The sequence below is a fragment of the Pseudomonas sp. SLFW genome, assembly GCF_009905615.1.
Lineage (GTDB): Bacteria > Pseudomonadota > Gammaproteobacteria > Pseudomonadales > Pseudomonadaceae > Aquipseudomonas > Aquipseudomonas bambusae.
The window spans coordinates 86,121-108,881 of record NZ_JAAAKW010000015.1 but is presented as its reverse complement, the minus strand read 5'-3'; the positions used below and the strand labels follow the sequence as shown (position 1 = coordinate 108,881).

Below are 22,761 nucleotides of genomic sequence, written 5' to 3'. Positions count from 1 at the left end.
AGCGCTGCTGCACGAGCAGCTGATAGAACCTAGGCACGGCGTCTCAAGGGCGACCGCGGTGCTCGTCTCACCGCGCTTGCGCGCCAGTCCCATGAACATAGGGTTCAGGGCTTACGCTTTCTCGGCCCAGTGTTGAACACGGGCACCTTTCGCACGGGCTTTGCAGCGGGCACGTCGGCAGCCACTTCGCCGCTATCGACCCATTTGCCCAGATTGCGCTTGCTGCCACTGACTTTTGGTTTCTTCGGCTTCTTTGGCTTTTTCAGGATCTGCCCGGTGGCATCCGTCGCGGGAACACGGTGTTCAGGAATGAAATCCGGTTCTTCGCGGCGTTGCAGGGTCTGGCGCGTCAGCACTTCAATGGCGCTGAGCAGCTCGACTTCGTCCGCACAGACCAGCGAAATCGCTTCCCCCGTCTGCCCGGCACGCCCCGTGCGACCGATGCGGTGCACGTAATCCTCCGCGACGATCGGCAGGTCGAGGTTAACCACAGTCGGTAGATCATCGATGTCGAGACCGCGAGCCGCCACATCAGTGGCCACCAGAATCTGCACTTCCCCCGCTTTGAAACGATCCAGCGCCCGCTGACGGGTCGCCTGCGGCTTGTCGCCATGAATGCCGTCGGCGTTGATGCTCAGGCCCTGCAGGCGATCCACCAACTGGTCCACACCGACGCGGGTCTTGGCGAATACCAGCACCTGACTCCAGCGCTGCTTTTTCAACAGATGAATGAACAGCTCGCTCTTGCGCTTCTTGTCGACCGTCACCACCCACTGTTTGACCGACGACGCCGCAACGTTGCGCGGACTGACCTCAATGCTCAGCGGGTTATCGAGCATCTGCCCAGCCAGCGCGCGGATCGAATCGGAGAATGTCGCGGAAAACAGCAACGTCTGGCGACGTTTCGGCAGCGCGGCGTAGATATCGCGCAGCTCTTCCGAAAAACCCAGGTCGAGCATGCGATCGGCTTCGTCGAGGATCAGCGTCTGAACCTGAGAAAACTTCACTGCATTTTGACGGTACAAATCGAGCAAACGACCCGGCGTGGCCACCAGCACATCGACACCGCGACGCAACTTCATCATTTGCGGATTAATGCTCACGCCGCCATAAACCGCATAGGTGGCCAGCGGAAGGTGTTCCCCATATTGGCGAATCGCTTCATGCACCTGCTCTGCCAGCTCGCGAGTCGGCACCAGCACCAATGCCCGCACCGAGTTGGCCGCCACTTTCGGGCCTTCCATTGTCAGACGTTGCAACAACGGCAGAGCGAAACCTGCGGTCTTGCCAGTGCCGGTCTGCGCCGCGGCCATCAGATCACGGCCCTCCAACACGGGAGGAATGGCCTTGGCCTGAACAGGGGTAGGCGTCTGGTAGCCAAGCGCATCAAGCGCGCGCAGCAGGGGTTCGATCAGGCCGAGAGAAGCGAATGTCATGGGATTACCGTTGGAAAAAGGTCAGCGCATTAGGGCTGTGAAGAGCCAATGGCGCGCAGTTTAACCTGCTTGCACCGGACTCTGCTTGCGCCACTGCGGCAACCCGATCAGCACCACGGCGCTGATGATCACGGGCATGGCTGCGGATTCTGCCGGGCCGATGTGTTCGTCGGCGAACAGGACGCCGAGCATGACGGCGACGGCCGGGTTGACGTAGGCGTAGCTGGTCGCGGCAGCGGGGCGGACGTTTTTCAGGAGGTACATGTACGAGCTGAACGCGACGATGGAGCCGAACACCACCAGGTAGGCCATGACCAGCCAGCCGGACAGGCCGGGGGATTGGGTCATTCGTTCGCCGCTGACGTAGCTGCCGATCAGCATCATCGCACCGGCGACGAGCATTTCGCAGGCGCTGGCCATGGGGCCAGCGGGCAGTGGCAGGTAGCGGCTCCACACGGAGCCGAATGACCATGTGGCTGCAGCGAAAATGACCAATGCCGCGCCCATGGGGCTGGCTTGCAGGTTGGAGCCGAGGTTGAGCAGTGCGATGCCGATCAGCCCGAGCACGATGCCTGCCCACTCCAGCCGGGTGTTGCGATGCCCCCAGATCAGCCCGAACAACAGGGTGAACAGCGGTACAACGGCGACCGCCAACGCCGCCACCCCCGACGCAACCCCCGCATGTTCGGCCAGGGTCACGGCGCCGTTGCCACAGGCAAGCAGCAGAAAACCAATCATGCCTGCGGCTTTCCATTGCTTCCACGTGGGCATCGGCGCGCCGCGCCAGCGCATGAACGCGAACAGTATCGAGCCAGCAATGGTGAAGCGAACCCCTGCCATCATCAAGGGTGGCCAGGTTTCAATGCCGATCCGGATAGCGAGGTAGGTCGAGCCCCAGATCACGTACAGCGCGAAGAAGGCCCCGATGAGCAGCAAGGGAAAGCGGCGGGAAGCAGGCATGAAAGGCTCGACTTTTATTCTGAGTGTTGGTCCTGCGGGGAAGACAGTCACTCGGATTTTTTGGAGCACTATTGTAGGAAGATTGATCTGACAGAATCAGTAACAACTGAAGATTTTTCGACCCATACACTTTTTCAGCCAGATCTAATCAACCCTCAGAACCCACGATGCTTGCTGATGGCCTCTGCGATTTTTTTCGCGGGGACCATCTGCAACGTGCACATTAATTGGTGGGAAACCCCGGCCAGACCGTGTGTGGTGCGCAGTTCCTGACTCAGGTGCGCCGTGAGGTTGGCCGCCATCTCGGCATCGGCCATGGCCCGGTGAGCCTTGCCGGTATCTGGCAGCCCCGCCCAGGATGTCAACGTACCGAGTTTGTGATTCGGCGCGGCAGGCAGTAGACGTCGCGCCAACAGCATGGAGCAAGCAAAGCTTTGCTCGCGGTTACGTTTGATGCGGGACAGTTCGTAGTCCCAGAATTTCTGGTCGAACGCGGCGTTGTGCGCGACCAGTGGCGTCAACCCGACGAACTCTGCCGCTTCGTTCATGACTCGCTCTGCCGGGGGCGCGGTACGAAGCATGCTGTTGCTGATGCCGGTGAGCGATTCGATGAACGACGGTATACGCACGCCAGCGTTCATCAGGCTCTGATAACGCTCGACGATGACGCCCTCTTCCATGATGACCACGGCAATCTCGGTCGCCCGACAATTGCTGTTGGGAGAAATGCCGGTGGTTTCGAAGTCGATGACGGCGATGCGTTCTTGCATGGAAAAACCTTTAAATATTACGTTTTGACGCAGTTCACCTGTAGGAGTGAGCTTGCTCGCGATGACGGCAGATTATTCAACACTGTGGTGTCAGGCAGACCCAAATCGCGAGCAAGCTCACTCCTACAGTCCTCAGCTTTTAAGCAGCAACCCGCCTTCAATCGGCACATATCGGCTGGCGGCACGGATCAGTGAGTTCGCGGTCAGGCCCGGTACGCCGTAGGCCACCGCCTCGACCCCATGCTTGCTGATAATGCGTTCGAGCAGCAGATCAAAGTCGCCATCGCCCGACGCCAGCACGACTTCGTCGACGTTGGGAGCAACGTCCATGATGTCGATGGTGATGCCCACGTCCCAATCGCCTTTGGCCGAGCCGTCGCTGCGCTGAATGTAGGGCTTGAGTTTGACGGTGAACCCGAGGTTGCGGAGGATCTGCTGGAATTGCTGTTGTTTGGCGTCGCCGCGATCAATGGCGTAAGCGTACGCCTCGACGATCTGCCCACGCTGACTGATGTCCGCCCACAAGGCGGCATAGTTGAAGTGACAACCATGAGCCTGACGCACGGTGTAATACAGGTTCTGTACGTCGGCAAACACCGCGATTCTTCTCACCGGAACTCCTCGATGCGCTGACAAGCGACTTCGACCCGAACGCCGGATCGGCGCTCAGTATGCCAGTTTGAGAAGGGGATTGAAGGTCTGTGTGCCGGTTGAGGGGCGAGGCGTGAACGTTCTGCGAACAATCTAACAAGGAACCGCATGCAGCCGGAAAGGCTACATGCGGTTACGGGTGAGTCATCAGACGTAAGAATCGTCGTCATCGCCACCAAAGAAACCACCACTGTCATCATTGCTGTAGTCAGTGTCCGCGAAACCACCGGAGTCATTACCCCAGCCATCGTTGCTGGTCACGCGCTGCTGGTCGTCGCCCCAGCCGCTGTTTCCATTGCCGAGATCATGATCGGCAGCCGGTTGCGCCGGTTGTTGCTCGATGATTTCGACGATTTCCTGGGGCTGGCTGTTGTGGTGGAACAGGCTGCTGATGCCTTCAGCGAGCATCACGCCACCGGCCACACCGGCTGCAGTTTTCAACGCACCGCCGAGAAAGCCACTGCCAATGGGGGCTGCGGGCGCCTGTTGTGGAGGCTGCGCGTAGTTGCCTTGCGGGGGCGGGTTGTACGGAGGTGGGCTGGCAGGGCCGTCGCGCCAGCCGCTGCCCGATGCCGGTGGAGGGCTCGATGGGCGCGAGAAGGACGACGCCGGCTGCTGTGGCTGCGGATCGCGGGAGCCGCCGCCAAAGATGCTCGACAAGAAACCGCCGCTGCTCTGGGCCGGCGCGGCTTGTGTCTGGGCTTTGGCGCGTTGAAGCTCAGCCTGGAGCTGTTGAATCTGCTCATCGCGCTGACGGCTTTGGGCTTCCAGCTGTTTGATAGCGACTTCCTGAACCAGAATCGCCTGCGCCATGTAATACGGGGCACCGGGTTGCCGTGTCAGATGATCCTTGATCAGCGCCTCGGCCTGGGCGTCTCGGGGGGCCGACTCGGTTTCCGCTTGTTTGAGTTTGGTAAACAAGCCGTCGATCAGGGTTTGCTCTTCGCTGTTCATGGCGACCTCGTTAGATTGCCGTAAGAATTCTGTGACGTGACCACAATGGTCAGACACAAACAGTAATGGGGCGTTTCAAGGGCGTTTCAATAGAGTGTAGAAAAAGTTAAGAAGCGGGACAGACCTGCCTTATTGGCCCGTAAGACCGCTCATACGTTAAAGTGTCCGCCTGGTTTTTCCTGTGACCCATTCATGAATCCGCTGACGATCATTCAAGACTCGCTTTACTTTTTCCGCCGCCATTTCGCGACCATCGTGACGCTGTGCCTGCCGCTGGTAATTCTCGAAGCCTTGACCAAGCAACTGCTCGCCAGCGCTGTGGGGCCGGACGGTTCTGCGAGCTGGCAATTGTTGATTGGCCTGCTCTTTTACCCGCTCTACACCGGCGCGCTGATTCTGTTCCTCGCCGCCAAGACCCGTGGCGAAACGCCCGCCAAGCGTGACCTGCTGGCCGCCACGTTGCGCCTTTGGCCGACCTTCGCTGTCCTGACCGCTTTGAGTACGCTGCTGATCATGGCCGGTCTGTCGCTGTTCATCGTTCCCGGCGTGTGGGTGATGATCAAGCTGGTGTTCACGGAGTACCTGCTGGTGCTGCGAGGCTTGGGCCCACTGGACGCCATGCGTGAAAGCTTCAAGATGACACGTGGGCATCTGGTACGGATTCTGGCGTGCGTGCTGTTCGTTTACATTCCGCTGTCGGTGCTTGAAGGCCTGAGCCTGTACGTGCTGCCCGATCAGCAAAGCCCGCTGCTGTCGTTGGCAGTGGACAGCATTTCCAGCTTCTTGCAGCTGTTCATTAGCGTGGTGATGTTCCGTCTGTTCATGCTGATCGACGAGCCCGTCCGACCGGCCTGAGGAGCGCCGATGCAACGTTCATTGCGCTACCTCATCGCGTTTGCGCTGTTGGTCGTTCTGGCGGCGGGCCTGATCTACGACGTGACCTGGCACCCCGCCCGACAAGAGCAGATGCCGGTCACCTGCAACGCAAAGGACGCCACGCCACCCATCCTCGTCCCCGGTCAGACGCTGAAAGTCATGACGTGGAATATTCAGTACCTCGCGGGCAAACGCTATGTGTTCTGGTACGACCTCTCCGACGGCAGCGGCCCTGATGAACGCCCGACTCCCGAAGACATTGCTTACAACCTGGATGAAGTGGCGCGGGTGATTCGTGACGAGCAGCCCGACATCGTGTTGTTGCAGGAAGTCGACGACGGCGCCAAGAACACCGATTACACCAATCAGTTGGCGCTGTTGCAGGAACGAGTGACGGATCTGTACCCGTGCAGCACCGAGGCGTTTTACTGGAAATCGGATTTCGTGCCTAACCCGCATATCTACGGCAGCGTCGGCACCAAGCTGGCGACATTGAGTCGCTATCGGCTGGACACGGCCGAGCGCCTGCAATTGCCCTCACCCAGTGCCAACTGGCTGGGTCGTCTATTTGAACCCAAGCGCGCTTTGCTGGTGAGTTATCTGCCGCTTCGCGATGGTGGGCAACTGGCGGTGGTGAACACGCATTTGGGGGATTTCAAACCCGGCGATGACACCGTTCAAAGACAGGTGGCTGCAACGACGCAACGGCTGGACACGCTCGAAGCCAACGGGACGCTGTGGGTCAGCGGTGGCGACTTCAACCTGCTGCCACAAGGACAGTATCAGCGACTGCCCGCCGAACAACGCGAACAATACGCGCCAGAGAGTCAGCTGCATGCGCTGTGGGAAAAGTACCCAATGATCCCCAGCAACGACGACGTCAACGGTGAGAGTCCGCGAAAGTGGTACACCCGCTTCCCCAACGACCCACGGGTGAATGGACCGGATCGCACGCTGGATTATCTGTTTTACAGCCCGGCGCTGAAGCGAATCGACGCGCAGGTTCGGCAGGAAGATACGTTGCTGATTTCGGATCATTTGCCGGTGATTGGGCGGTTTTTATTGCCGGGTGCGCCATAACACAACCTTCACCTGTAGGAGTGAGCTTGCTCGCGATAGCGTTACACCCTCTAGCATTGATCAGTCAGAAAGATAGCTATCGCGAGCAAGCTCACTCCTACAGGGGTAACGCTACTTCCTCGGCTTGATCCGCGCGGTCGGCTCGGCAATCAACGGATCGTCTGGCCAGTAATGTTTGGGGTAGCGTCCCTTCAGATCCTTCTTCACCTCGGCGTAGGTGCTGCGCCAGAAGTTGGCGAGGTCTTGCGTGACTTGCACCGGTCTGCGCGCAGGCGAAAGCAGGTGCAGTTTGACGATCTGTCGGCCGCCCGCGATGCGTGGCGTGTCGGACAGGCCGAACAGCTCTTGCAGACGCACGGCGAGGATTGGCGGTGTTTCGCTGTAGTCCAGTCGCACAGAGGAGCCCGACGGCACGCTCAAATGATGCGGCGCCTGTTCGTCCAGTCGCTGCGGCAGCGGCCATGGCAGCAGGTTGTGCAGGATCGACGAGAGGTCCAGATTGCCGAAATGACTGAGCCGCGTGACCTTGCCCAGGTACGGCATCAGCCAATGCTCCAGACGCTCAAGCAGCGCTTCGTTGCTGATATCTGGCCATTCGCTGCTGTTCTGTTTTTGCAGGTCCAGTTGGCGCAACAGGCTGACCCGCGCCTGCCATTGGCGCAGTTCCGGCGTCCACGGCAACAACTCCAGCCCCTTGCGTCGCACCAGCGCCAGCAAGGCCTGGCTGCGTGCTGATTCATCCAGCCCTATCAGCGGCTCGCGACTGATGATCAACTCACCCGCCTTGCGCTGACGCTCAGCGCGGAACACGCATTCGCGCTCGTCCCAGTCCAGTTGATCGAACGTGGTCACTTGCTCCGACAGGACCGACTCGAACAGCGCCGGATCGAACTCCGCTGCCAGGTAAATCCGTTCTTCACGCTGCCCCTGCCGACTGCCGAGGTCGGCAATCACCAGCCACGGCTCTTTCATCAACGCATCGGGCTCAGCGAACAGCGCAGCGCGGCCGTTGGCCAATCGGTATTCACCGCCACCCGCCTTACGTTGTTGCGCGACGCGATCGGGGTATGCCAAGGCGAGCAAGGCGCCCAGCCAGCGGGGGTGATCGGGATTAGAAACAGGCTGCGTCGACGCCCCTTTCAGATAGCCGCGATATTGCCGCGACAGCTGCTTGGCCCGCTGCACACCACCCTGGGCACCGCGCCCGGCTTTTTCAGTGCCTGCGAGCAATGTCAGACGACTGTGCAAATCGGCACCTGCGCCACGCAGAATGTCGCGTTCGCCCAGCAACGCGGCGACGTCACAGGCCAGCGCGCCAAGCCCCAAAGCCTGGCCGCGCAGCAGCAAATGTGCGATGCGCGGATGAGCAGGCACGTCGGCCATCGCTTGACCATGGGTTGCAAGCTTCCACTCTTCACCCGGCTTACGGGCCAGCGCGCCGAGGCGACCGAGCAAATCCTGCGCCTGTGCGTATGCGGCGGCGGGCGGTGTGTCGAGCCAGACCAGTTGCGCAGGCTCAACGCCCCATCGAGCGAGCTGCAACGCCAGACCGGCGAGGTCCGCCTGAAGAATCTCCGCCGTGCCATACGCGGCGAGTTGATCGTGCTGGGCCTCGGACCACAGCCGATAGCACACGCCCGGTTCCAGACGCCCTGCCCGACCGGCCCGTTGCGTGGCGCTGGCGCGGGAGATGCGCTGGGTGTCGAGTCGGGTCATGCCGCTGCCCGGATCGAAACGCGGCACCCGCGCCAACCCGGCATCGACCACCACACGCACACCATCGATGGTCAGGCTGGTCTCGGCGATGTTGGTGGCCAGCACCACTTTGCGCTTGCCGCTCGGGGCCGGTTCGATGGCCGCGCGTTGGGCGCTCAGGTCCAGCTCGCCATGCAGCGGACAAAGCATCACGTCGCTGCGCTCACCTAACGCGTCGGCGAGCTGTTGATTGACGCGACGAATCTCCGCCTGTCCCGGCAGAAACACCAACAGGCTGCCAGTCTCGTTGCCCAGCGCGTCGAGTACGGTCTGCACCACTCGCGGCTCGATGAACTCGCCCGGTTGAAACGGCCGCCCCCACTGCATCGTCACCGGGAACATGCGGCCTTCGCTGCTGATCACCGGCGCATCGTCGAGCAGGCTCGACAGCCGCTCGCCTTCCAGCGTCGCCGACATCAGCAGAATCTTCAGCGGCTGTTCATCGCGAAACAGGGCCCGACCATTAAGGCTCAAGGCCAGGGCGAGATCGGCGTCGAGACTGCGCTCGTGGTATTCGTCGAAGATCAGCAGGCCGACGCCGTCCAGCGACGGGTCTTCCTGCAAACGACGGGTGAGAATCCCTTCGGTGACCACTTCAATGCGCGTGTTCGGCCCGACTTTGCTCTCCAGACGAATTCGGTAGCCGACTGTTTCCCCGACCTTCTCGCCCAGCTCCGACGCCAACCGCTCCGCCGCCGCACGGGCCGCGAGGCGGCGGGGTTCGAGCATCAGAATCGTCTGCCCCGCCAGCCACGGCTCCTGCAGCAGCGCCAGGGGCACGCGCGTGGTCTTGCCCGCTCCCGGTGGCGCTTCGAGGACGGCTTCGTCACGTTCGACAAGGGCCTGGCGCAGGGCAGGCAGGACGGCATCAATGGGCAGTGAAATCATGAGGGCTCCAAAACAGACCGCTGATTATACGGGCGCGCGCCGCCGCTTTGTTTCTCTCAACACAGAACCGTCTCCATCGTTGGATAGTCTTATTGCTTAGGCATTTGCCTTGTATAGTTGCGACTTCCTCTGAGGAGATTTTCATGCGCATTCCTTCCCGTTTGATTGGCGGTGCCCTGGTCGTCAGCCTGCTGGCCCAACTGACCGCGTGCGGCAGTATTTTCTACCCTGAACGTCGTGGTCAGATTCAAGGCAGTGGCCGCATGGACCCGGCCATCGTGGTCCTCGACGCCATTGGCCTGCTGTTCTACATCCTGCCCGGCGTGATCGCGTTTGGCGTCGACTTCGCCACCGGCGCGATTTACCTGCCAGATGGCAAGCAAGCGCAAGTCGACCCGGAAAAACTGCAACCGGCCGTGCGCACCGACGGCACCGTGGACAACCTGCGACTGCAAGCCATTCTGAAGACCGAACTGGGCCGCAATCTGCCACTGGACGACCCGCGTCTGATCCAGCACAAGGGCAGCGTCGAGCAACTGGCGTCGCTGGGTCTGGTGCCGTCCGCCTGATGTTTTCGAGGTTAGATTGAAGGAAGCGCCATGAGCAGCAGCCCTGAACACGCCCGGTTATTGCGCCTGGCAACCCGCGCGTCGCTGGCCGTCGCAAGCATTCTGATCATTGCCAAGGCGATTGCCTGGTGGTTGAGCGGGTCGGTCAGTCTGCTCGCTGGCCTGACCGATTCGTTGCTCGATGGCGCGGCGTCGTTCCTCAATCTGCTGGCCGTGCATTACGCGCTGCGGCCGGCAGATGAGGACCACCGCTACGGGCACGGCAAGGCCGAGGCCTTATCGGGCATGGCGCAGTCATTGTTCATCGCGGTGAGTGCGTTTCTGATCGGCTTTCAGGCCATCGAGCGCATTCAACACCCTCAAGCGCTGGGAGCCCCGGGGCTGGGGATGCTGGTCATGCTGCTGTCCATCGCGCTGACCGTGGCGTTGCTGATGTTGCAGCACAAGGTGGTGAATGAAACCGGCTCGGCGGCGATTCGTGCCGACTCGTTGCATTACCGCTCCGACTTGCTGCTCAACATCAGCATCATGGCCGCGCTAGGGCTGGCGTATTTCGGCTATGACCAACTGGATGCGTATTTCGGTCTGGCGATCGCGTTCTACATTCTGTGGAGCGCGATTTCGATTGCGCGAGAAACGGTGTCGGTGCTGATGGACGCCGAGCTTGAACCGGGCGTAAGTGCTCGGATGTTGGAATTGGCGCAAGGCGTGCCAGGTGTATTGGGCGCTCATGATTTGCGCACCCGGATTTCAGGGAATCACTGGTTTGTGCAGCTGCACCTGGAATTGCCGGGCGCATTGACGCTGCTGGTGGCGCATGAACTGTGCGAGCAGGTCGAGCGGGCGATCATCGCCGAATTTCCCAAGGCCGAAGTGCTGGTGCACGCCGACCCGCAGGAAGTGGTGAATCGGGCGAACAGCCCGGTGATGAATTGAAGCAGTACCCCCCTCGAACCGAGGGTGTTCTCCGTAGGAGCGAATTCATTCGCGAAGCGTTGGTACACCCGATACACATGTGTCGCCCATGCCGACATTTCGCGAATGAATTCGCTCCCACAGGGACAACCGAGCAGGCATCCTGAGGGCATCACCGATCTTCAGCCCTCACTGCTGAACGCTATACCCCCGCCCTGCATAACACGCTGCCATGGCCTGACGATAAATCCCGACCACCTCTGGCGCTGGCTGGTAGGTCGCGGCGGCCGGGTCGAAGTTGCTCTGCTGCACGGCATAGCGGTAACAGTCGTAACGGTCCTGCTCGACCTGCTGCTGCGTCTGACCATTCGCCGGGTAGGCCACCACATCGTACGGATCGGCAGGTTGCTGTTGCTGCACCTGCTGTTCCGGCGAATAGACCGGCTCCACGCCCTGCGGCGGTTCGGCGACGACGTATTCCTGAGAGCTCTGCTCGTAGGTGTAATAGGTGCCCGCCGCGACGAAAAACAGCGCGCTGCCGAGCCAGACTTGCTGAGCATAGTCCGGCAAATACCGCACACGCACACCCCGTGGCGGGGCAACGACCACATAACGCGGACCTTGCGGGCGATACCAATAGCCGCCTGAGTAGAAATAGTCGCTGCCGTGATACGGCACGCGGGAGTAACCGCCCGGCATCCGGTCTATCTCATAGCCAGGACGATAACGCGGCCCGCCGCCCCATCCATCGCCGTGCCCACCGGGACGACCGTTGTTGCCGGGACGGTTATCGCCGCCGCGCCACGGATTGTTGTCCCGAGGTTGATCACGGTAGAAACCCTGACGCGGCTGCTGAGTCTGCACCACGGTGTCCGGGCGACTCTGAATCGGCAGATTGCCCTGGCGGTCTTGCAACTGACGCTGCTGCAACTGTTGCTGCTGCTGACGTTGCTGTTGCTGAAGCTCCTGCTGGCGCTGTTGTTGGCGCTGCTGTTCCTGCACCTGATCCTGACGCTGCTGGTTGCGCTCACGGTCCTGCTGCTGGCGTTGCTGATCCGCCCGCTGTTGCTGGTTCTGTTGAATCTGCCGCTGCTGGTTCTGTTGTTCTTGCTGGCGCTGCTGCTGGTATTGCTGCTGTTGCTGTTGGCGTTGTTGCTGCTGCTCGCGCTGCTGATCCATATTGAAGCTGCGCTGTTGGTTCTGTTGTTGTTGCTGCTGTTGTTGCTGCCGCTGCTCGAAGCCCCGCTGCTGTTGCTGGCGTTGCTCATTGCGCTGCTGTTGTTGATTGTTATCGTCGGCCAACACCTGAGCGCTGATGCTCAAGGCCAAAAGACTGACACCTGCCAAACGCCAGATGCGCATGTTCATGCTTTCCTCACTGCGGCGCGGATACTTGATGGTAGGACTGCATTATGGGTGCGCCGTTCGCAGCACTCTATAAGCGTGCACAAAAAAAGAGGGCCCTTTGGGGAGCCCTCTTTCGAATACTTCGTCCTGGCTCGACGCTTTTGGCGCCGGCTCACCTCGCATCGTCTTCTGGACAGTGCGTAGCCCGGTGGCCTGGTCAACCCTGTCGGATTGGAGGCCGCGGCTGGCCTGATTCGGCGGGCCGCGCTGGACGCTGTGTCCGGGCAGTGATTCTGGTTAAAAGAATAGGCCTGAGCATGCGACACAGGATTGCGAATGTTGCTGATGAAAACACCACTTGCGCAATTTTTCCCTTCGGATGAATAATTCAGCGCAATCGATCTCATAAAGGTACCCGTCGTGAGCAAGCTCGATAGATATGACCTGAGTATTTTGGCCGAACTGCAACGTGACGCGCGCATTTCCAACCAGGAGCTGGCCGAGCGCATCGGTCTGTCACCATCGCCTTGCTCGCGGCGGGTCAAACAGCTGGAAGACGACGGCTACATCGTTCGTCAGGTGGCTCTGCTGGATCGCAAGAAGCTGGGGCTGAGCCTGACGGCGTATGTGTTGATCGGCATGGACCGTCACACCCCGGATCGCTTCGAACACTTCGAGCAGCAGATCCGCAGCCTGCCGCAAGTGCTGGAGTGCAGCCTCGTGACGGGCGTCGACGCCGACTATCAATTGAAGGTCGTGGTGCCGGACATGGACCACTATCAGAAATTTCTGCTGGGCCACCTGACCCGTATCGACGGCGTGACCAGCGTGCGTTCGAGCTTCGTGCTCAATCAGGTGCTGGCGAGCACTGAATTGCCGCTGGTGCACCTGAGAAGCTGATTCCCGTTCCATTCACCCCGCACTGCCGATTCGAAGGAGACGACCATGGAACCCGAGGTGTTCGAAGAATGGATGATGACCATTCTGGTGACCGTGCTGATCGGTTTCATGGGGTTCATCGTCTGGGACCTGGCCAAGAAATCGAAAGCTGGACGCTTCGGGACGATCATTTTGTTCGGTGTACTGGGGTTGGGCGTGCTGGCGTTTGTGATCAAGAGCGTGGTGATTGCGTACATCGAGCAGCATAAATAGGTCGGCTGAACACAGGTCCTGTAGGAGTGAGCTTGCTCGCGATGCTGTTCACCAGACACACAAAAAGTGTCTGATAGACCGTATCGCGAGCAAGCTCAATCCTACAATGGACGGCGTTATGTCAATCGCAGCAGCGTGACGGCCAAAATCGGCATTACAGCTTCGCGGGCACTTCCCGCCACTGTCCCTGATCCAGCCCTTCAATGCTCCAGTCGCCAATCCGCACCCGCACCAGTCGCAAGGTCGGCAACCCTACCGCCGCCGTCATCCGGCGCACCTGCCGGTTACGCCCCTCTCTGATGACCAGTTCCAGCCAACTCGTCGGCACGCTTTTGCGAAACCGCACGGGCGGGTTGCGTGGCCACAGTTCAGGCTCGTCCAGCTGCCGAGCCTGCGCAGGCAAGGTCGGGCCGTCGTTCAGTTCGACGCCGTCACGCAGCCTTTGCAATTGCTCGTCGCTCGGTTCGCCCTCGACTTGCACCCAATAGGTCTTGGCCAGTTTGTGTTTAGGGTCGGCGATACGCGCCTGCAATTGCCCGTCGTTGGTCAGCAGCAACAGCCCCTCGCTGTCGCGGTCCAGCCGCCCGGCCGGATAGATACCGGGGATGTCGATGAAGTCCTTGAGGGTCGCACGCCCTTCTCCGTCGCTGAACTGAGTCAGCACGTCGAACGGCTTGTTGAACAGAATCAAACGGGGTTCGGCAGGCGGGGCCTTGGCGACACGACGAGGCGCACTGGAAGGGCCAGGCGCAGGACGGCGGGAAACGGGGCGTTGATGACGGGACATGACAACTCAAGGCGCGGAAACAGAAAGGGCCACTTTAGTGGCCCTTTCGCTAAACGCCTAGCCTCAACGGAACGGCGGTTCGTCGAAACTGCGCAGTTTGCGCGAGTGCAGCGAGTTGAGCTGCGTGCGCATCAGGTCCAGCGCGGCGATGCCGATCTTCAAATGCTGGGTCACAGCGCGCTCATAGAAGGCGTTGGCCGAACCCGGCAGTTTGATTTCGCTGTGCAGCGGTTTATCCGACACGCACAGCAGCGTCCCGTACGGGACCCGAAGACGATAGCCCTGAGCCGCGATGGTGCCGCTTTCCATGTCCACGGCGACAGCGCGGGACAGGTTGATCAGCGGGCGTTCTTGCGCCCAGCGCAGTTCCCAGTTGCGGTCGTCGTAGGTCAGCACGGTGCCGGTGCGCAGACGCTTTTTCAGGTCGTCGCCACGTTCGCCAGTGATTTGTGCCGCCGACTCCTGCAACGCCAGTTGAACCTCGGCCAGCGCCGGAATCGGGATGTTCGGAGGCAGCACACGGTCGAGAATGCCGTCGCGACGCATGTAAGCGTGAGCCAACACGTAGTCACCGATGGTCTGCGACTGACGCAGGCCGCCGCAGTGGCCGATCATCAGCCAGCAATGCGGACGCAGCACGGCCAGGTGGTCAGTGATGTTTTTCGCGTTGGACGGGCCGACGCCGATGTTGACCAGTGTCACGCCATGGCCGTCTTCGGCGATGAGGTGATAGGCCGGCATCTGATAGCGGTGCCAGACGACGCTGGACACGATGGCCTGCGCCTCGCCGTGGTCCATGCTCTTGTCGACGACGACGTTGCCCGGCAGCACCATCTTCACAAAGCGCGGATCGTCGCGCAGTTTTTCCAGGCCATGGACGATGAACTGGTCAACGTAGCGGTGGTAGTTGGTCAGCAGAATCCAGGGCTGCACATGGCGCCAGTCGCTGCCGGTGTAATGCACCAGACGGCGCAGGGAGAAATCCACGCGAGCGGCGTCGAACAGCGCCAGCGGCAGTGGGTCGGTGTTCGCCCAGTCATAGAGACCGTCGGCGATGCCATCAGTGGCGGCCGACAGGTCGGTGCTCGGGAACACGCGAGCCAGGGTCGCGGCGGTCACCCCGGTGCCTGCCAGCTCATCGCCTTGCTCAACGACGTAGGGATACGGAATGTTCTGCACGCTGACGCCCACTTCGACGGTGACGGTGAAGTCGTTCATCAGCGGGGTGAGCTGTTCGATCAGATATTTGCGAAACGCCGCCGGGTGAGTGACGGTGACGCTGTAGGTGCCCGGCAGCTGGACCTTGGCGTATGCGCGGGTGGTCAGCGGCACTTCGCCGTGGCAGTGGTAGGTCAGACGCAATTCGGGGTAGCGGAACTGCAGACGCTCGTCGGCGTCCGGTTCAACGCGGTCTTTGAGGTAACGCTTGAGCGCCTGGCTCAACGCAGTGGTCGCACGTCCGTGCAGCTCGGCAAGCCGGTCCACAGCTTGCTCGGCAGTTTTTACGACAATGAAAGCTTCAGTCACGATGCGCATCCTTCTGATCTTGCAAGGCTCCATCTTGCCTGCAACGGCGGGGGAAGGCACGAACTGATGCAGCGGAAAAACGCTGTCCCTGTAGGAGCGTTGCTTGTCCCGCGATCGGCTGCGCAGCAGTCGCAACAACATACGCACCAGTGTGTCAGTCCCATCGCGTATACGGGTTTACGACGACTGCGTCGCCGATCGCGGGACAAGCCACGCTCCTACAGGCCTAGCAAATCGCTGGGGTTGAACGCGCCACCAGCGCTTCCACATCCACCCCTCGCGGGAGAGCGCCATACACGCGCCCCGGATGCTGCAAACGCCCGGCGATAAACCCGTCGCTGACCACCGAGTTCCCCGCCTCCAGCAACAGCTTGGCCTGCAAGCCGACGGCGATGTCTTCGGTCAGTTGACGGGCACGGTATTGGATGTCGGCGGTGTCCTTGAATGCGGTTTTCAATTGATTGATGTGCGCGGCCAGTCGAGCGTCGCCATGGCCATCCCCCAGTTCATCGAACAACGCGTCGAGCACGCCCGGCTCTTTAGACAAGGCACGCAGCACGTCCAGGCACTGCACGTTCCCCGAGCCTTCCCACGTCGAATTGACCGGCGCTTCTCTGTAAAGACGCGGCAGGATGGTGTCCTCGACGTAGCCCGCGCCACCCATGCATTCGGCGGCTTCGTTGATCATGGCCGGAGCGCGTTTGCAGATCCAATACTTGCCCACCGCCGTGACCAGCCTCGCGAAACGCGCTTCGTGTGAGTCGTCCAGCCGCTCCAGCGAGCGGCCCATGCGCAGGGTCAGCGCCAGCGCCGCTTCGCTTTCCAGCGCCAGATCGGCCAGCACGTTCTGCATCAGCGGCTGCTCGCTCAACACTCGCCCGCTGACGGCCCGGTGCGCGCAATGATGGGCTGCCTGAGTGAGTGCCTGACGCATCAACGCGCTGGAACCGGTCATGCAATCGAAGCGGGTCATGGCGACCATTTCGATGATGGTCGGCACACCGCGCCCCTCCTCGCCCACCATCCACGCCAGCGCGCCCCGGAATTCGACTTCGCTGGACGCATTCGACCAGTTGCCGAGTTTGTTCTTCAGGCGCTGTATGTAGAACTCGTTGCGGGTGTCGTCCGGACGATGGCGCGGCAGCAGGAAACAGGTCAGGCCTTTGTCGGTCTGCGCCAGCGTGAGAAAGGCATCGCACATCGGTGCCGAGCAGAACCACTTGTGGCCGACCAGCTCATACGCCTGACCGGGGCCGGGCTGGCCGACGGGATAGGCGCGAGTGGTGTTGGCGCGCACGTCGGTCCCGCCCTGTTTCTCGGTCATCGCCATGCCAATGGTCACTCCCGCTTTGTGAGCGATGCCGACGTTGCGCGGGTCGTACTGGGTGGCAAGAATTTTCGGCAGCCAGATGTCGGCCAGATCCGGTTGCAAGCGCAAGGCGGGAACGCTGGCGAAGGTCATGGTCAGGGGGCAACCACTCCCCGCTTCCGCCTGGCTGTGCAGGTAGCTCATGGACGCGCGGGCGACGTGGGCGCCTTCCCGGGGATCGGTCCAGGGCAACGAGGGAATGCCCTGCTCGACCGCCGTTTGCATCAGTTGGTGATAGGCGGGGTGAAATTCCACCAGGTCGATGCGATGGCCGTAGCGGTCATGGCTGGCGAACACGGGTTTGTTCTGGTTGGCGAGAAAGCCCGCCTCCATCAGCGGACCGCCTGCCAGCGCACCGTAAGCGTCAATCTTCGATTCCGCCCAGCCCGCGCCGTAGCGTCTGGACCACTCCTGCAACGGCAGGTCAATGCGGTAAAGGTTCGCCCCGTCCAGCGAGGGCGGCTGGTTGGTGACGTCGTGTGTTTCGGCGAACTGATGCAGGTTCATGGCGGCCTCCGGTTCTGATCGGTGCACGGCAATGGCGCAGATGTGAGCCAGTGAATCACGCACGAGAAGCCGAAAAAAGTGCCATAGCCGACTAAATCACGGCGGGGTTGTCACCTACGTGACCGACAACGTCGCTCGCTCAACGTCCACGCTCAACCGGAACTGGCTGCCAACGCCCGGTTCGGACTGGTGACTCAAGCGCCCGCCCTGCAGCTCGATCAGCTTGCGGCAGATCGCCAGACCGATCCCGAGGCCGCCGTACTCGCGGGTCATGGAGCCGTCGACCTGATAGAAGTTGGCGTACAGCGTGTCTTCGTCCAACCGCACGAAGCCGATGCCGGTGTCGATCACGTCCAGCAGCAAACGCACTTGCTGGTCGTGAGCATGGCCACCCACGCACAATCTGATCGCCCCACTTTTGGTGAACTTGATGGCGTTGTCCAGCAGACAATCCAGGCATTGACGCAGTTTCAGAGAGTCCCCTAGCAAGCTGTCCGGCAAGGTTTCGTCCAGCTCGACACTCAGGGACAGCGCCTTGTTCCGCGCCAAGGGTTCGAACGTGCTGCGCACCTGGAACAACAAATGCCGCAGGCTGAACGCCTCACACTGCACGCCGATGCGCCCCGCTTGCAGCTCGGTCAGGGTGAGAATTCCGTTAACGATGCCCATCATGTTCTGCGCGGAATCCGCAGCAGTCTGGCGGTACAGCGCGATTTCCTCATCGCAGACCTCCATCTGCATCAGCTCCAGGGAACCGATCACGCCATTCATTGGGGTGCGCAGTTCGTGGGTCAGGGTGGCAAGAAACTCGTCCTTGAGCCGGTTGCTGACCGCCAGTTGCTGGTTGAGTGTTTCCAGCTCCTTGCTCGACTGCGCCATGATCTGGGTCTGCCGGTCGCGCATGGTGTTGATGCGGTCCGCCAGCGCCAGCGACAGCAGTGCGACTTCCACGACAGAGCCGATCTGGCTGGCGTACATGGTCCAGAAATTGTTCGGCAAGTGCCCCAACAACATGGTCGCGTTGATCACCCCGCCCAACAGAAATGCCGACCAGGCGAAGATGAAATAACGGGCAACCCGACGCCCCTTCAGCCAGGCGACGATGCCGATCAGCAGAATGACCGGGGTAAACAACAGAACCAGCCCGGTCACCAGCCTCAGTGCGATGCCGTAATCCATGGTCAAAGACAGAATCATGATGACGGCGGCGCACAGCATCATCAGCACGAGCGGGGAATCGAGCCAACGCCCCAGCCCCGGCGTTTGCAGGAACTTACGCGCAAATTGGCTGGCGAACAGGATCGCCGCCGCAATCAGAAACGTCGTGGAGACGTTGGCCCACCACGGGTTGTCCGGCCACAGGTATTCGATACCGGCACCGTTGACCGACACCTGATACAGCCCGAAACAGCTGATGTAGAGGATGTAATAGAGGTAGCTGGTGTCGCGCACGCTCACGTAAATGAACAGGTTGTAGACCAGCATCACCAACAACACGCCGTAGATCATGCCGAGGATATACAGCCGCGACGGCTGATCTTCGATGTAGGCGTGACTGGCCCACAGATTGAGCGGCGCCTGAACGGAGCCATGGCTGGCGACGCGAACGTAGACGGTCTTGGTTTCGTTGGCCTTCAGGTTCAGGTCGAACAGGTAGTTGTTCTGTTTTATCTGACGGCTCTGGAATGGCAGCATGTCGCCGGTTCGCCACGTCAGGCTCGGCTCGGCGGTCTCGCTGGCCATGTACAGATCTACGTGGTCCATGGGTGGGTAGGCGAGTTCGAGCAACCAGTCGGCCGAGGCCACCGGGTTCGCGGGCCTGTAGGTCAATTGCACCTTTAACCAGAAGGCGGACTCGGAGTAACCGGCGTTCAGCGCACCGGCATCCAGCGCGTGAAACTGCGCCTGGCCTTCGAGCGAGGCTACCTGTTCAATCGTCGCCGAACCGCTCGGGTCTTCGAACACCTGAGTCGCGCGGCCCAGCGACAAGGTGCGCGTGGTTTCGTCGAACTCCAACGCGCTGGCCAACGTAGGCAACAGGATCAACAACAACGTCAGCAGAACGCGCATACAACACCGCCGACATTCATGGGGGCGGCCATGCTGTTCGCCCAGACTGTAGGAAACGACGCTAGGTTTGAGGCAATAAAGGGAGGCAACGGGCAACGCACTTGCATTTACTCTTCGGACAAAAATGAGACTTACAGCCGACAGCATAGCCACTGATAGCTGGGTGATACCATCTGTATCGTCACACGTCAGACTTTCATGACTTTCTTTAGGATTATTATCGTCATTCAGCAGGAAAGGGCTGCCCCTGTGGCCGTACAGGGCTGCCGGAGAAAAATCTGCCGCCGACCAGCGGCCCGGCAAAAGCTTTAGTGGTAAGCTCGCGCACCATGAATATCTATAGCTCCCGCCCCGTTGTCCTCTGTCTCTCCGGCCACGACCCCAGTGGCGGCGCCGGTTTGCAGGCAGATATTGAAGCCCTGCTCGCTCAGGGTTGTCATGCCGCCCCTGCGGTTACCGCGCTGACCGTGCAGGACACCGTCAACGTCACCGATTTCCGCGTGCTGGATCGCGAGTGGGTGCTGGCTCAGGCCAATGCCGTGCTCAACGATTCGCAGGTCGCGGCGGTGAAGCTGGGCATGCTCGGCTCGTTGGAGATGGTCGACACCGTCGTCGAACTGCTGCAAGCGAACCCGCACCTGCCGCTGGTCTGCGACCCGGTGCTGCGCGCCGGTGGCGGCGGGCGACTGGGCAAGGATGAAGTCGGCTATGCGATGCGCGAGCGGTTGCTGCCGCTGGCCACCATTGCCACGCCAAACCTGCCCGAAGCGCGCATTCTGGCGGAGCTGCCGGAAGGCACCGCCGACGAGTGCGCCGAGAAGCTGTTGCCGTTCTGCGAACATTTGTTGATCACCGGCGGCCATGGCGACGAGCACGAAGTCCATAACCGGTTGTACATTCGCAACGGCGAATCGCGCACCTTTACCTGTCAGCGCTTACCCGGCAGCTATCACGGTTCGGGCTGCACGCTGGCGAGCGCCTTGGCCGGTCGACTGGCCCTCGGGCAAGACGTGATCAGCGCTGTGCAAACCGCCCTGGACTACACTTGGCGCACGTTGCGCGACGCTGAGCAACTGGGCAAAGGCCAGTTCGTTCCTCGTCGTTTGCCGCTGGATTTCTGCTCGTAACGCCACGAACAAGAGGCACCCCCGATGAAACTGCGTGGCCTGTATGCCGTTACCGACAGCCAACTGTTGGCCGGCAAATTCCTGTCCTACGTCGAGGCTGCCCTTGATGGCGGCGTGACCCTGCTGCAATACCGTGACAAATCCGGTGACGAGACCCGCCGTCTGCGTGAGGCCTCGGAACTGCTGAAATTGTGCGAGCGCTACAAGACCCGCCTGATCATCAATGACGACGCCGAGGTGGCTGCACGCCTCGGCGTTGGCGTGCACCTTGGCCAGACTGACGGCTCGCTGCCCGACGCCCGCGCCCTGCTCGGTCACAAGGCCATCGTCGGCGCCACCTGCCACGCCCAGCTCGAACTGGCAGAAAAAGCCAAGGCCGACGGCGCGACCTATGTGGCGTTCGGGCGTTTCTTCAACTCCAACACCAAGCCCGGCGCACCTGCATGCAGCCTCGAAATGCTGGCTGAGGCGCGCAAGCGTATCTCGCTGCCGATCGCCGTTATCGGCGGCGTCACGCTGGAAAACGCGGCCCCGCTGGTGGCTCATGGCGCCGACCTGCTGGCCGTGGTGCAGGGTTTGTTCGGCGCCGAGACCACACAGGAAGTGACCCGTCGCGCTCGCGCCTTCAACGACCTGTTCAAATCGGCCTGATCCCGCGTCGGGCCGACGTCCCCCCATTCGATTCAAGCAGAGACCTTCATCATGTCCCGTTCTGAAACCCTGTTCGCCAACGCCCAGAAACACATCCCCGGCGGCGTCAATTCGCCAGTTCGTGCGTTCAAGAGCGTCGGCGGCACCCCGCTGTTCTTCAAACACGCGGCGGGCGCCTATGTTACCGACGAAGACGACAAGCGCTATGTGGATTACGTGGGCTCGTGGGGGCCGATGATTCTGGGCCACAGCCATCCGGACGTGCTGGACGCCGTGCGCAAACAGCTGGAGCACGGCCTGTCTTACGGCGCGCCGACCGCGATGGAAACCGAGATGGCGGACCTGGCCTGCTCGATCGTGCCGTCGATGGAAATGGTCCGCATGGTCAGCTCCGGCACCGAGGCGACCATGAGCGCGATTCGCCTGGCCCGTGGTTACACCGGTCGCGACAGCATCATCAAGTTCGAAGGCTGCTACCACGGCCACTCCGACAGCTTGCTGGTCAAGGCAGGTTCAGGGGCGCTGACCCTGGGCGTGCCGAGCTCGCCGGGCGTTCCGGCGGCGTTCGCCAAACACACACTGACCCTGCCGTTCAACGACATCGGGGCGGTCAAGGCAATGCTCGCGGACGTCGGCCAGGAAGTGGCGTGCATCATCGTTGAGCCGGTGGCAGGCAACATGAATTGCGTGCCGCCAGCGCCGGGTTTCCTGCAAGGTTTGCGTGAAGAGTGCGACAAGCACGGCGTGGTGCTGATTTTCGACGAAGTGATGACCGGTTTCCGCGTTGCCCTCGGCGGCGCTCAGGCTTATTACGGCGTGAAGCCTGATCTGAGCACTTTCGGCAAGATCATTGGCGGCGGCATGCCGGTGGGCTGCTTCGGCGGCAAGCGCGAGATCATGTCCCACATCGCGCCGCTGGGTCCGGTGTATCAAGCGGGCACGCTGTCGGGCAACCCGCTGGCCATGGCAGCCGGTCTGACCACGCTGCGCCTGATCAGCCGCCCAGGCTTCCACGATGAACTGAGCGCGTTCACCACGCGCCTCCTCGAAGGCCTGCAACAGCGTGCCGACGCAGCGGGCATCCCGTTCGTGACGACTCAGGCGGGCGGTATGTTCGGCCTGTATTTCACCGACGTGAAAGAGATCGTTACCTTCCAGGACGTGATGAGCAGCGACGCCGACCGCTTCAAGCGCTTCTTCCACCTGATGCTGGAAGGTGGCGTGTATCTGGCGCCGAGCGCCTTCGAAGCCGGCTTCACCTCCATTGCCCACGGCGACGCGGAGCTGCAACTGACTCTCGACGCAGCCGAAAAAGCCTTCGCGCAGTTGAAGTAACACGACATCCTGTGGGAGCGCGCTTGCCCGCTCCC

Annotated in this window: 21 protein-coding genes; 10 read left to right on the top strand and 11 right to left on the bottom strand. The window is 61.2% G+C overall.

Going from position 1 to position 22,761, the window contains the following annotated elements:
- Positions 1 to 104: 104 nt before the first annotated feature.
- The 5 genes from GVN17_RS22780 to GVN17_RS22760 all read right to left on the bottom strand — a co-directional run bounded on the left by GVN17_RS22780 (position 105) and on the right by GVN17_RS22760 (position 4,771).
- The gene (locus tag GVN17_RS22780; RefSeq protein ID WP_166597516.1) at positions 105 to 1,436 is read right to left on the bottom strand and encodes a DEAD/DEAH box helicase; all 1,332 of its coding nucleotides are present in this window, start codon (positions 1,434 to 1,436) and stop codon (positions 105 to 107) included.
- A gap of 60 nt (positions 1,437 to 1,496) precedes the next feature.
- Positions 1,497 to 2,396 carry a drug/metabolite exporter YedA gene (gene yedA, locus GVN17_RS22775; RefSeq protein WP_166597515.1) on the bottom strand — a complete coding sequence of 300 codons (900 nt, stop codon included), beginning with the start codon at positions 2,394 to 2,396 and terminating at the stop codon, positions 1,497 to 1,499.
- A gap of 155 nt (positions 2,397 to 2,551) precedes the next feature.
- Positions 2,552 to 3,166 (bottom strand): PolC-type DNA polymerase III, encoded by a 615-nt coding sequence (locus GVN17_RS22770; protein WP_166597514.1) that lies wholly within the window; start codon positions 3,164 to 3,166, stop codon positions 2,552 to 2,554.
- A gap of 132 nt (positions 3,167 to 3,298) precedes the next feature.
- Positions 3,299 to 3,778 (bottom strand): NYN domain-containing protein, encoded by a 480-nt coding sequence (locus tag GVN17_RS22765; protein WP_166597513.1) that lies wholly within the window; start codon positions 3,776 to 3,778, stop codon positions 3,299 to 3,301.
- Between the two features lie 186 nt (positions 3,779 to 3,964).
- Positions 3,965 to 4,771 (bottom strand): DUF2076 domain-containing protein, encoded by an 807-nt coding sequence (locus tag GVN17_RS22760; protein ID WP_166597512.1) that lies wholly within the window; start codon positions 4,769 to 4,771, stop codon positions 3,965 to 3,967.
- Positions 4,772 to 4,963: 192 nt separating this feature from the next.
- Between GVN17_RS22760 and GVN17_RS22755 the strand changes: the two genes are divergently transcribed.
- Both GVN17_RS22755 and GVN17_RS22750 read left to right on the top strand, forming a co-directional pair.
- Positions 4,964 to 5,626, top strand: coding sequence for a YciC family protein (locus GVN17_RS22755; RefSeq protein WP_166597511.1), 663 nt, complete (start codon positions 4,964 to 4,966; stop codon positions 5,624 to 5,626).
- Between the two features lie 9 nt (positions 5,627 to 5,635).
- The gene (locus GVN17_RS22750; protein WP_166597510.1) at positions 5,636 to 6,727 is read left to right on the top strand and encodes an endonuclease/exonuclease/phosphatase family protein; all 1,092 of its coding nucleotides are present in this window, start codon (positions 5,636 to 5,638) and stop codon (positions 6,725 to 6,727) included.
- Positions 6,728 to 6,838: 111 nt separating this feature from the next.
- On the opposite strand, the gene hrpB is transcribed toward GVN17_RS22750, so the two are convergent.
- Positions 6,839 to 9,370, bottom strand: a complete 2,532-nt coding sequence (hrpB, locus tag GVN17_RS22745) for an ATP-dependent helicase HrpB (RefSeq protein WP_166597509.1) — start codon at positions 9,368 to 9,370, stop codon at positions 6,839 to 6,841.
- A gap of 143 nt (positions 9,371 to 9,513) precedes the next feature.
- Here hrpB and GVN17_RS22740 point away from each other — a divergent pair, with 143 nt between their 5' ends.
- Positions 9,514 to 9,939 (top strand): polyribonucleotide nucleotidyltransferase, encoded by a 426-nt coding sequence (locus tag GVN17_RS22740; RefSeq protein WP_166597508.1) that lies wholly within the window; start codon positions 9,514 to 9,516, stop codon positions 9,937 to 9,939.
- Between the two features lie 30 nt (positions 9,940 to 9,969).
- A complete protein-coding gene (locus GVN17_RS22735) occupies positions 9,970 to 10,875 on the top strand; it encodes a cation diffusion facilitator family transporter (RefSeq protein WP_166597507.1) in 906 nt (301 codons plus the stop codon).
- 168 nt (positions 10,876 to 11,043) lie between these two features.
- Here the strand turns inward: GVN17_RS22735 and GVN17_RS22730 are convergent, their stop codons facing one another.
- Entirely contained in the window at positions 11,044 to 11,856 is an 813-nt protein-coding gene (locus tag GVN17_RS22730; RefSeq protein ID WP_178115757.1) for a DUF6515 family protein, read from the bottom strand.
- Between GVN17_RS22730 and GVN17_RS29830 the strand changes: the two genes are divergently transcribed.
- The 3 genes from GVN17_RS29830 to GVN17_RS22720 all read left to right on the top strand — a co-directional run bounded on the left by GVN17_RS29830 (position 11,809) and on the right by GVN17_RS22720 (position 13,353).
- Positions 11,809 to 12,405 (top strand): hypothetical protein, encoded by a 597-nt coding sequence (locus tag GVN17_RS29830; protein ID WP_306167759.1) that lies wholly within the window; start codon positions 11,809 to 11,811, stop codon positions 12,403 to 12,405. The genes GVN17_RS22730 and GVN17_RS29830 overlap by 48 nt on opposite strands.
- A 216-nt stretch (positions 12,406 to 12,621) precedes the next feature.
- Entirely contained in the window at positions 12,622 to 13,101 is a 480-nt protein-coding gene (locus tag GVN17_RS22725; protein ID WP_166597505.1) for an Lrp/AsnC family transcriptional regulator, read from the top strand.
- Positions 13,102 to 13,146: 45 nt separating this feature from the next.
- Positions 13,147 to 13,353 carry a DUF2788 domain-containing protein gene (locus tag GVN17_RS22720; protein WP_166597504.1) on the top strand — a complete coding sequence of 69 codons (207 nt, stop codon included), beginning with the start codon at positions 13,147 to 13,149 and terminating at the stop codon, positions 13,351 to 13,353.
- Between the two features lie 154 nt (positions 13,354 to 13,507).
- On the opposite strand, the gene GVN17_RS22715 is transcribed toward GVN17_RS22720, so the two are convergent.
- From GVN17_RS22715 to GVN17_RS22700, 4 genes are all read right to left on the bottom strand, one after another.
- Positions 13,508 to 14,140 carry a pseudouridine synthase gene (locus GVN17_RS22715; RefSeq protein WP_166597503.1) on the bottom strand — a complete coding sequence of 211 codons (633 nt, stop codon included), beginning with the start codon at positions 14,138 to 14,140 and terminating at the stop codon, positions 13,508 to 13,510.
- A 63-nt stretch (positions 14,141 to 14,203) separates the two neighbouring features.
- Positions 14,204 to 15,700: an AMP nucleosidase gene (gene amn, locus GVN17_RS22710; RefSeq protein WP_178115759.1), complete on the bottom strand. Its 1,497-nt coding sequence runs from the start codon at positions 15,698 to 15,700 to the stop codon at positions 14,204 to 14,206.
- A gap of 193 nt (positions 15,701 to 15,893) precedes the next feature.
- Positions 15,894 to 17,543 (bottom strand): acyl-CoA dehydrogenase family protein, encoded by a 1,650-nt coding sequence (locus tag GVN17_RS22705; protein WP_166597501.1) that lies wholly within the window; start codon positions 17,541 to 17,543, stop codon positions 15,894 to 15,896.
- Between the two features lie 114 nt (positions 17,544 to 17,657).
- Positions 17,658 to 19,613, bottom strand: a complete 1,956-nt coding sequence (locus GVN17_RS22700; protein ID WP_166597500.1) for a hybrid sensor histidine kinase/response regulator — start codon at positions 19,611 to 19,613, stop codon at positions 17,658 to 17,660.
- A 329-nt stretch (positions 19,614 to 19,942) separates the two neighbouring features.
- Between GVN17_RS22700 and GVN17_RS22695 the strand changes: the two genes are divergently transcribed.
- From GVN17_RS22695 to hemL, 3 genes are read left to right on the top strand one after another with little or no spacing between them, the layout of a single operon-like run.
- Positions 19,943 to 20,740, top strand: coding sequence for a hydroxymethylpyrimidine/phosphomethylpyrimidine kinase (locus tag GVN17_RS22695; RefSeq protein WP_166597499.1), 798 nt, complete (start codon positions 19,943 to 19,945; stop codon positions 20,738 to 20,740).
- A 24-nt stretch (positions 20,741 to 20,764) separates the two neighbouring features.
- Positions 20,765 to 21,391, top strand: coding sequence for a thiamine phosphate synthase (gene thiE / locus GVN17_RS22690; RefSeq protein ID WP_166597498.1), 627 nt, complete (start codon positions 20,765 to 20,767; stop codon positions 21,389 to 21,391).
- A 51-nt stretch (positions 21,392 to 21,442) separates the two neighbouring features.
- Complete coding sequence (gene hemL / locus GVN17_RS22685; RefSeq protein ID WP_166597497.1) at positions 21,443 to 22,726, top strand: glutamate-1-semialdehyde 2,1-aminomutase; 1,284 nt, start codon at positions 21,443 to 21,445, stop codon at positions 22,724 to 22,726.
- The last annotated feature ends 35 nt before the right edge of the window (positions 22,727 to 22,761 follow it).